Here is a 10,402-nt window from a genome sequence, read left to right as displayed (position 1 = left end):
CGGTACAGACGCATTATTTGGGCATTTTAAATTTCTTCAATAACAGGGCTACTAATGCTGCTGCGGAATCATTCAATGCGAAGGTAAAATCGTTCAGAAACGCTTTGAGAGGGGTACGGGATGTGGAATTTTTCCTTTTTAGACTGGCTAAGATTTATGCTTAGAGCAATCCCCCAACTTTTCGTCTTGATCCCAAAAATTTGGAGGTTTAATTTTTTTGTATACTTTTGCAATCCCAATTAAGATAAATGGCTTTGTAGCTCAACTGAATAGAGCATTTGACTACGAATCAAAAGGTTTCTGGTTTGAATCCAGACAGAGTCACAGGGTATAATTGTTTATCAGGCCGGTTCACTAAATGACCGGCCTTTTTAATTCCATTATACCCATTTTCACCATTAAGTTAACCATCACGGATCAAGGCAGAAGGAAAAACAAAAGCAGCACATGCCGATGCATGGAATAAATATTAAAAAAATAAATACGTTTTCTTTGTTGTTGATTTAAATAAATCGTAAACAGAGTGTGAATGAATGCGCGATGGTGCGTTGCAAAACCTGGAGGGGGCAGCGTGTCATCGCGTTTTTTATTGGAATACCCTTCAAAAACCAATTACTTTAAATATAAGCGCATAGGAGTGATGTTACTTGCTCCTAATCTTTTCCAGCAACTTTCATCCATATGCCCCCAGAATGCCCACAGATTCGCCCGCCATATTTGTCCTGCATGAAACGGATATTTTACCTGACGATTTGCTTTTTATATTTCCATCACCAGTCCCAGGCACAAACTAGGCAGCTTAGCGACTTCCTGCATCAAGCCCTTACAAACAGCCCTTTACTCAAAGAGCTGCACCAGCAACAGGAGTCTAATCGACTGGACAGCATGCGCATGTTGGCTAATTATGGCCCCATGATAGATGCTGGGACCAGCAATTATTATGCGCCGGCTATTCACGGCTGGGGTTATGATCCTGCCATTACCAACGGTGCCAATGTAAGTGCTGTGGTAACTGTACGCAAAACATTTGTTGGTAAAAATAACTTACAAAATCAGCGCAACGCCATTGCCCTGCAAAATCAATCCCTGGAGAATAGTGCCCTGCGCAACACACAGGACCTTCAGCGCAACGTTACTGCCCAGTACATTAGCACATATAGCGATTGGGAACAACTACACTTTACGGAAAACATAACCCGCCTGTTACAGGAATCGGCTGCCGTATTGAAAAAGCTTACGGCCAGTAATGTGTACCGGCAAACGGATTACCTCACATTCCTTGTTACACTACAACAGCAGCAATTATTATTGCAGCAGCAACGGCTTCAATACCAGAACGATTTTGCAACGCTCAATTATCTATGTGGCATGGAAGACACCAGCCAGTCCATCCTGGCGCCGCCCGCATTGGAAGTGGGGGGTGGAGTGGATGTAACCCATTCCATTTTCTTCCAGCAATACCAGCTAGACAGCCTGCGCCTGCGCAATCAACAGTCTATGATCGATTATAACTATAAGCCGAAGTTATCTGCCTTTGTGGATGGTGGTTATAACTCCTCGCTGGCCTACGAGCCGTACAAAAATTTTGGTGCCAGTGTAGGTTTTACCGTAAGCGTACCCCTGTACGATGGCCATCAACGCAGGATGCAGCATGAACAAACAGGAATCGGGGAGAAAACCCGGCAAGGCTACCAGGCGTTTTTTACCCGGCAGTATAATCAGCAGGTGGCCCAGTTGCGTCAGCAATTAAGCGGCACCCAGGCCCTCATAGACCAGATCAATGAACAGATCCGGTATGCACAGGGGCTAGTGGATATTAACCTGAAACTGCTCTCTACCGGCGATGCCCGCATACCAGATCTGGTCATTGCGTTGAACAATTATCTTTCTGCCCGAAATCTGCTTACCCAAAATACCGTGAACCGCCTGCAACTCATAAATCAAATTAATTATTGGAATAATTGACCATGAAACATACATTTTTATATTTTGGTTTGCTCATGGTACTGCCGGCCTGCCATGATGCTGTGGCGATCAAGGAACCGGAAGAGGTGCATACGCCGGTAACGGTAACGAATATACGCCACGAGCCAATGATAACATACCTGGAACTGAACGCAACTGCTGCTTTCTTACAGCAAAGCGTGGTGAAAGCCAATACCAGTGGTTATTTGCAAACACTGCATTTACGACAGGGAGAGGCTGTAAAAGCGGGTCAATTGCTTTTTAGCATCAAAACCCGCGAAGCCAGCAGCATTGGCAACGCCGTGAACCTGCTAGACTCTACATTTAAATTTTCGGGGGTGAACCCAGTGCGCGCCGGCAGCAGTGGTTACGTTTCGCAACTCAGCCATCAATCCGGCGATTATGTGCAGGAGGGCGAACAGGTAGTGGTGATCAGCAATCAGCAAAGTTTTGCCTTCCTGCTGGACGTGCCTTTTGAATTGCGCAATGTTGTACCACTACACAAAGCTGTTACTATCATCCTGCCAGACAGCACGCAATTGCCAGGCTTCGTAGATGCTATTATGCCCTCCGTAGATCCAGCGGCGCAAACGCAGCGACTGGTGTTGAAAGTGCCCGGCACAGCCCCATTGCCGGAAAACCTGGTGGCCAAAGTGCGGATTGAAAAAACAAACCACCCTCATGCTGCAACGCTGCCCAAAGAAGCTTTGTTGACCAATGAAACGCAAAGCGATTATTGGGTTATGAAACTAACAAACGAAAGCACTGCCGTGAAAGTGCCTGTCAATAAAGGCCTTGAACTAAACGGTCGCGTGGAGATTTTGTCGCCGGCATTTAGCGACAGTGACCGGATATTGATCTCCGGCAATTATGCCCTGGGCGATACTGCCAAAGTAAGCGTGAACCTTCCATAACTACCTGCATGAACTTTTTTCTTCGCTATAAAAATCCAGTTACCCTTATACTGGCACTGATCGTGGCTGCCGGCGTTTTTTCTTATGCAAAAATGCAGGCCAGCCTTTTCCCAGAGATCAGTTTTCCTAAGATCAAAATCATTGCAGATGCAGGTTTGCAGCCGGTAGATAAAATGATGATCACCGTAACCAAGCCGCTTGAAAATGCGCTGCGCCAGATACCCGACCTGCAAAACCTGCGCAGCACCACCAGCCGGGGTAGCTGTGAAATATCCGCTTTTATGGACGACCATGCAGACATGGAGGCCAGCCTGCAACGTATCAATGCAAAACTGGCGGAAGTGCGCGATCAACTTCCCCCAGGGGTTCAGCTTACCGCTGCCAAGATGAATCCTTCTATACTACCTGTTATTGGTTATACCCTGGAAAGCCACAGTTTAACGCCCTTGGCGTTGAAAATGCTAGCCAATAATACCGTGCGGCCCTACCTCTCCCGGGTGGCCGGCGTGTCTGAAGTAAGAGTAAGTGGAGGAGCTAATAAAGAATATTGGCTGGAGCTGAATCTCCAGAAAATGAGCGCCCTGGGCATTACCCCTGATGTGGTAAATAATGCCCTGGGGCAAACCAATTTTATGACCGCCAATGGTTTCCTGTCGGACTACAAACAACAGTATCTCACCCTTACTGACGCCAGTGTGCAAAGTATAGCCGCCTTGCAACAAATGGTGGTAAAAAACGATGGTAAACGCGTGGTGCTGCTTCAAGACATTGCCAATGTAAGCGTGCAGGAAGCCATCAGTTATACGAAGATCAATGCCAATGGGCACGACGCCGTGTTAGTAGCTATCATCAAACAGCCCGCTGCCAATGTAGTAGCCCTCTCCGCTGCCGTGAAAAAACAAGTAGCCAGTTTACAGCTGTTGCTGCCAAAAGATGTTACGATAAAACCCTATTACCAGCAAGCCGATTTTGTAACAGACAGTATTCACAGTGTTTTAGATTGTTTGTGGATAGGGCTGGCCCTAGCCATGCTGGTGTCCATCATTTTCCTGCGTTCTTTCCAGGCAAGCGTTACAATCCTACTAACGGTGCCGGTTACACTAAGTTTTACACTCATCATTTTATATAGTATTGGCTATACATTAAATATTATGACCCTGGGTGCCATAGCAGCAGCCATGGGGCTCATTATCGACGATGCCATTGTAGTGGTGGAACAATTGCACCGCACCCAGGAAGAGCAACCGGACCTACCAATAGGGGAGGTGTTGCAAAAAAGTATCCGCTACTTATGGCCGGCCATGACCGGCTCTTCTCTTAGTACCTTGGTTATTTTTGTCCCTTTTGTTTTCATGACTGGGGTAGCTGGATCGTATTTTAAGGTGATGACCAATACAATGATGATCTCCCTGGTATGTTCTTTTTTCGTGACCTGGTTAGGGCTTCCGGTTATTTACCTGCTGTGTTCGAGAAACCGTTCACACCGGGTACACCCGTCTCATTCCCAACGGTGGGTGGGCTTTTTCATGGATCGGCCATGGATCAGTATGGTCTTTGGGATGGTGCTGGTGGCGGCGGTGGTAATTATTATTCCCCGGCTGGAAACCGGTTTCTTGCCAGAAATGGACGAAGGCAGCATTGTGCTGGATTACGCCACGCCACCAGGTACTTCTGTGGAAGAAACAGACCGTATTCTGCGGGCTGTGGAGCAGCAGATTATTCAAACGCCGGATATCGCCGCTTACTCCCGCCGTACGGGTACTCAAATGGGCTTTTTTATAACTGAACCTAATACCGGCGACTACCTCATTCAACTAAAAAAAGACCGGCAGCGTAGCACCGATAAAGTGATAGATGAGCTCCGCCAAAAGATAGAAGACTCACAACCTGCGTTGCGCGTGGATTTTGGACAGGTTATCGGCGACATGTTGGGCGACCTGATGACCTCCGTACAACCAATAGAAATAAAAGTATTTGGCAATAGCGAGCAGCAACTGCACACGCTCGCTTCCCGCATTGCCGATGTGGTGGAGCAAACACCCGGAACAGCCGATGTTTTTAACGGCATCGTCATTGCCGGACCAAGTGTAAGTATAGTGCCGGATGCGGTGCGGCTGGCCCAGTACGGCCTTACCCCCGCCGTGCTGCAAACTCAGGTGCAGAATGCCCTGGGCGGCAATGTGGCAGGCAATATACTGGCCGATGAACAGCAATTTCCTATCAGGATCATGTACAAGGGCGACCAGCGCCATAGTGTAGCCGCATTGCAGGAACTGCCCATTTTTCTACCCAATGGTCAATTGCATCCATTAAATACCCTGGCCAGCGTGATCGTGCAACCTGGCGACGCCGAAGTAGAGCGCGAGAATGGGCAATCTATGGGGGTAATAACCGCCCGCCTGGATGGGGGTAGCCTGGGTATGGTGATGCAGCAATTACAACAACGCATTCACAAAGACATTCAACTGCCTCCCGGTTACAGCATTACCTTCGGCGGCGCTTTTGCAGAGCAGCAAAAAAGTTTTTCCGAACTGTTGCTCATCCTGCTGGCCGCGGGATTGCTGGTTTTTGGCGTGCTGCTTTTTTTATTTCGTCAATTTAAGGTGGCGGGGTTAGTAATAGCCATTGCGGTGCTGGGAATAGCCGGAAGCTGTGTGGCCTTGTTCCTTACTCACACCCCGCTGAACGTGGGTAGTTACACCGGGCTTATTATGATTGTGGGTATCATGGGTGAAAATGCCATCTTCACCTATTGGCAGTTCCAGGAACGTCTTCACCAAATGGGGGTACGGCAGGCTATCATCTTCTCCATATCTACGCGCCTGCGTCCTAAACTAATGACCGTGGCGGGCGCTATCCTGGCTTTGCTGCCGCTGTCCTTGGGCATAGGAGCGGGGTCGCAACTGCACCAGCCACTGGCCATTGCCGTAACCGGCGGTCTGTTGGCTGCCTTACCATTATTGCTCGTGGTATTGCCTACCTGCTTATGGTGGATGCACAAAAACAATAGCGAAGTATTAGCAAATCCTTAACACTTGCCCTGGTGGCATATTTGGAACATGACGAAAGTCATAAGCTTACCTGTTGGTTTATCATTTTTTTATTTTTTAGTACAGAGTATATTTGGTGATTGAAACACGTTACCTATGCAAATATCCATTCATACAGATGAGCTGCTTTTTAATATCCAGTGCCGTTTCCAGGAGTTATTTCCTTATTTGAAACTGGAGTTTTTGCATTCAGCTAAACTGACATTTCCTCCCAGGGCACTGTCTAAAAAGCAACAGCTGATCAGTGTACATCCTGACAAACAGGTGGTACAACTGGAAGAAGAATTGGAAAGCATTTGTGGCATACCCGTGCAGGTGCTGCGTAAATGTGGACAGGGCAAGCATGAAAAAGTGTCTGCACCACATACTACACTGGCTCATCAAAACAAGGAAGGACGGCTGCGCACAGCGCTGGCCCCGGTAACGGAGATATATTAATTGCTGAATAGTATTTATAGAAAAATAGGTGGACTTTGTTAGTGGTTTAAACAAAGCATGATTGAATTAGTGTGTGCATGCGCGATGGTGTGTTGCAAGACCTGGAGGGTATTGCGGCGTATCATCGCGTTTTTTGTTATTTTCATAGTCATAATGTGTGGCTATGTTATTACGACAAAATCTTACCATCCTGCGGGTCATCCAGATTACCTGGCGTATAGACCTTTTGATGATTGCGCTTTGCACGGCGGCTTACTTCCTCGATACAATGGGGCTGCCCAACCTTCAGATACCGGCCGCCCTGCCCACTTTGCTGGGAACGGCACTGGCTTTCTTCATTGCGTTTAGCAGTAACCAGGGATATAGTCGCTGGTGGGAAGCCCGTATCATCTGGGGCGGACTGGTGAACGACAGCCGCTCCTGGGCACGCAATATATTAGCTTTCACCACCAATGGCGACCCCCAGCTTATGAAGCGCATGGTGCGGCGGCACATTGCTTTTTTGTATGCCCTGAAAGCAGCCTTGCGCAAGGATGATGACAAGCAATATACTGCTTATCTTCAGGTAGGAGAGTTGGAGCAACTGGAAGGATTTTCCAATCTACCCAATGCCATCCTGGACCTACAAGCACGAGACCTGCAACAGCTTTCGGCAGAGGAACAGATAGACGGATTCCGCTTCCTGGCGCTTAATAACCTGCTCAAAGATTTTTGCGATGGCATGGGCAAATCCGAGCGCATTAATAATACTGTGTTTCCTACCACCTATGTTTATTTCACGAAACTGTTTATCTGGATACTGGTAGTGTTCATCACCATGGCTATCTCGGAGAGTGTAGGCCCGGCGGCCATATTCCTGGGCTGGCTCATTGGGTTTGTATTTCACACCACACATATCAACGGTATGAGCCTCATGAACCCCTTTGAAGGGAAAGCCGCTGGCATACCATTGAACAGCATTACCCGGACGATTGAGATTAACCTGCTGCAAATGCTGGGAGAAACCCATATACCCCCGCCGGAAAAGCCGGTAAACCATGATGAATATATTCTTTAATGAAAGCTTGTAGGCCGCACAAACGGGGATGATAACGGCCGGGCAAAAAAATAGCCCGGCAACTTTACCAGGCTATCGCATGCAAATACATGAAAACACAGGATCAGGCAGGAGAAGTTCCATTGCGTGAACTGCGACTGGAAGTTGTTTTTTGAGTGGTACCAGCTTTGACAGTAGTGGCGGCTTTGCCAGCACTACGGCTGGTTGTCGCTTTTGCAGTAGCGCTTTTACCACTTGCTTTTTTAGCAATCGCTTTTTTGAGTGTTGATTTAGCAGGAGTGGAGCTGGTAGCAGCAGATTTCTTCGCCGTAGCGCGTTTGGCGGTAGTGGAGGAAGGAGTCGCTTTTTTTGCAGCGGCTTTTGAAGTGGTCGCTTTTTTAGCCGTGGAACTGGTCTTGGAGGAAGACTTTGTGGCGGATTTGGAAGTAGGTGCCGCTGGAACCTTTTCGCCTTTTTCCCTTGCTTCAGACAAACCAATAGCAATGGCTTGTTTAGGATTGGTTACTTTCTGTCCGCTACTGCCACTGCGCAGCGTTCCCTTCTTTTCGCGGTGCATAGCGCTTTCCACCTGTTCACCGGATTTCTTTGAATAACGTGCCATAAGTAAATGTTTTGGTTAGCAAGGCGAGTCCAAAAACCAAGCCAGTAGCCAAATTGAAGGCATTCTTTAATCGAACAAACTTAATTGACCATTTTGTTTTTGCTGTTGCGGGTGTGGTTCCGCTTTTCCAAACACTGTTCTGCCTCCATGTAGATAGGACTCCGCTCTTTCTTTCTCCAGGAGTTGTTCAAAGTTATCATTGGGTATAAAGTCTTTTTCAATGCGCTGCGCCAATATAGAAAGTTGCTGAATAGCGTCTTTTTTATCGGAGTCACCTACTTTAGCTTTGTGGAGGGCTTGCCGCAGCACGTGGATGGTGTCGTCGTAAACGTTCACCGGTACGGGGAAAGGATGCCCGTCTTTACCACCGTGGGCAAATGAAAACCGCGCGGGATCTGCAAAGCGGCTGGGGGTACCGTGAATTACCTCACTCACCAGGGTAAGCGATTGCAGTGTGCGCGGACCTACACCTTCCAGCAGCAGTAACGATTCAAAATCGCCAACGGGCTGCTGTTGCGCCAGTGCCAGCACACTGCCCAACCGTTTCAGGTTTACGTCCTTTTCGCGCACATCATGGTGCATAGGCATTTTCAGGTGACGGATGTCCTGGATAAGGTCTACTGGATTTTCTTTAGAAAGCTGTAGCACCCCCTGGCGGGTAGATGCTGCATCTTTATCAGTGAGATTCAGGATAAGGCCCTGGTTCTGCCCATAAATAAATGTGTGGGGTGCGTCTACATAAGACTGCAGCGCCGCAGAACTCCAATGATAACGGCGGGCCATACCGCTGGCATCGTTCATGCCCTGCTGTACCACCGACCAATCGCCTTCGTCTGATACAAGGAAGCAATGCAGGTACAACTGAAACCCATCCTGGATGGCAGTATTATCCACCTTAGCCACCAGTTTGCTGCTGCGCACCAGGTCTGCACCCGGCAGGCCAGTTTTTTCGGCCATTACCAGCAACTCCCGGGGTGTGTCTTTGGAGTGCTTCCCCTTGCCGCCACAAATATAAATGCCTAATTCTTTAGAACGGGGATTCACCGCCCGTTTCAAGGCCCCCATAACTGAAGTGGTGATGCCGGAGGAATGCCAGTCCATACCCAGCACACAGCCCAGGGCCTGGAACCAAAACGGATCGCTGAAACGTCGAATCACTTCTGCCTTGCCATAATCGGCAAGTATCGCCTCAACGATGGCGCCTCCCAACAGTCCCATGCGCTGAGCCAGCCAAGGGGGGATATGACCATAATGTAAAGGCAAATCGGCATAACCACGCGACATACAATACTCCTGTTTTTTTGATACGAAGATACCGGTAAAAACTTGTTCCGCACCCACGACCTTCAGCCCCGGTTGCTATTAAAACCACCCCTGGTGTTATAATCCTGCGTAAGCATGTCAACAATTTTGCTGGTAATTAATGCCATGAGACCACGTTTTACTGTTAGCACGGCGGTGGTGGACGGACGAAGTTTTAAACGAAAAGGTCATTAGGGATTGGCACAATTATTTCAAAAGATGTGGTAGAAATAAGTTGACCATTATAAATTTCATTTTATGAATAAGCATACCATAGAAATTAGTACAGTAGAATCCCTGCAACTACGTTTACTGAAATTAGGAATGATATTATGCCTGACCGGGGGAATGAGTTTTTTACTGTTTGCCTGCGGATCGTCAAAAATGTCCGATAGTACTAATAGTGACTCTACCAGCTTGTCTTCCGATAGTATTACCACTACCACAAATGGGGCCGATACCACGGTAGCGCTGGACAGCGTGAAACCAATATCGGATACTATGCATAAATAAGGGTGTGATGTATAAGATTTTTCGGAAACCTGGTCATTGATGAAGGAGGAAGTAATTCCTCCTTTTTCTGTAACCCTGCCGCAACCTTTTGGGGAATTGAATGCCCGTATTATTCCCCAATGACTGATATGTTCCGGGATGTCAGGTAGCTTTTGGCACAATTATTACCTTTTTTTAATATCCTCTTTTCCTGCAAGCAACAGTAATATTACCCTAAAATTATTTAGCATGAAATCTCTTCATTACCTGCGTAATGCTGCTTTGGGCCTGCTGTTAGCCGGCACTCCAATGATATCGCTCACTAGCTGCGGCAGCGGGCAGGGTTCTTCCGCTACCGATTCAATGCATGCTGCGGATCAGGATGGTGTAGCCACGGATACCTCTTCCATGGGACGCGACACCACACCAGGCGCAGAAATACCTGCGGGCGCTATCAACGCCGGTGAAGATTCTGCAAGGTATGGAACAGGTACACAAGACACCTCCAAAAACCGCACAGGGCAGAAATAAGTTATAAAGCCCGGTATATAGCATAGCGTTATAATGCCTGCCCCGCGGCTGT

Annotated in this window: 10 protein-coding genes and 1 tRNA gene; 9 read left to right on the top strand and 2 right to left on the bottom strand. The window is 47.9% G+C overall.

The genetic code is table 11. The features are described 5' to 3' along the window. Nucleotides 1–17: 17 nt before the first annotated feature. The 7 genes from GA0116948_RS20190 to GA0116948_RS20160 all read left to right on the top strand — a co-directional run bounded on the left by GA0116948_RS20190 (nt 18) and on the right by GA0116948_RS20160 (nt 7,424). A complete protein-coding gene (locus GA0116948_RS20190; protein WP_455423294.1) occupies nt 18–164 on the top strand; it encodes a transposase in 147 nt (48 codons plus the stop codon). A gap of 86 nt (nt 165–250) precedes the next feature. Next, nucleotides 251–324: transfer RNA gene (locus GA0116948_RS20185), tRNA-Arg, on the top strand. A gap of 402 nt (nt 325–726) precedes the next feature. After that, a complete protein-coding gene (locus GA0116948_RS20180) occupies nt 727–1,965 on the top strand; it encodes a TolC family protein (protein WP_165798533.1) in 1,239 nt (412 codons plus the stop codon). A gap of 2 nt (nt 1,966–1,967) precedes the next feature. After that, nucleotides 1,968–2,879, top strand: coding sequence for an efflux RND transporter periplasmic adaptor subunit (locus GA0116948_RS20175; protein ID WP_089715609.1), 912 nt, complete (start codon nt 1,968–1,970; stop codon nt 2,877–2,879). 8 nt (nt 2,880–2,887) lie between these two features. Further along, on the top strand, nt 2,888–5,911 hold the full coding sequence (locus tag GA0116948_RS20170; RefSeq protein WP_089715608.1) for an efflux RND transporter permease subunit: 3,024 nt from the start codon (nt 2,888–2,890) through the stop codon (nt 5,909–5,911). A 114-nt stretch (nt 5,912–6,025) separates the two neighbouring features. Continuing rightward, a complete protein-coding gene (locus tag GA0116948_RS20165) occupies nt 6,026–6,367 on the top strand; it encodes a hypothetical protein (protein ID WP_089715605.1) in 342 nt (113 codons plus the stop codon). 163 nt (nt 6,368–6,530) lie between these two features. Continuing rightward, on the top strand, nt 6,531–7,424 hold the full coding sequence (locus GA0116948_RS20160) for a bestrophin family protein (RefSeq protein ID WP_089715603.1): 894 nt from the start codon (nt 6,531–6,533) through the stop codon (nt 7,422–7,424). A gap of 103 nt (nt 7,425–7,527) precedes the next feature. On the opposite strand, the gene GA0116948_RS20155 is transcribed toward GA0116948_RS20160, so the two are convergent. Further along, complete coding sequence (locus GA0116948_RS20155) at nt 7,528–8,025, bottom strand: DUF6496 domain-containing protein (RefSeq protein ID WP_089715601.1); 498 nt, start codon at nt 8,023–8,025, stop codon at nt 7,528–7,530. Nucleotides 8,026–8,091: 66 nt separating this feature from the next. Next, a complete protein-coding gene (locus tag GA0116948_RS20150) occupies nt 8,092–9,309 on the bottom strand; it encodes a DUF763 domain-containing protein (RefSeq protein ID WP_089715599.1) in 1,218 nt (405 codons plus the stop codon). Between the two features lie 276 nt (nt 9,310–9,585). On the opposite strand from GA0116948_RS20150, the gene GA0116948_RS20145 reads away from it, so the two are divergent. Together GA0116948_RS20145 and GA0116948_RS20140 are read left to right on the top strand one after the other, a co-directional pair. Next, nucleotides 9,586–9,840, top strand: a complete 255-nt coding sequence (locus tag GA0116948_RS20145; protein ID WP_089715597.1) for a hypothetical protein — start codon at nt 9,586–9,588, stop codon at nt 9,838–9,840. A 228-nt stretch (nt 9,841–10,068) separates the two neighbouring features. Further along, nucleotides 10,069–10,350, top strand: a complete 282-nt coding sequence (locus GA0116948_RS20140) for a hypothetical protein (RefSeq protein ID WP_123891864.1) — start codon at nt 10,069–10,071, stop codon at nt 10,348–10,350. Nucleotides 10,351–10,402 lie beyond the last annotated feature (52 nt).

The sequence above is a fragment of the Chitinophaga costaii genome, assembly GCF_900094705.1.
Taxonomy (GTDB): domain Bacteria; phylum Bacteroidota; class Bacteroidia; order Chitinophagales; family Chitinophagaceae; genus Chitinophaga; species Chitinophaga costaii.
Note: the sequence above shows the minus strand (reverse complement) of the source record. Positions and strands in the feature narration are given on the sequence as shown.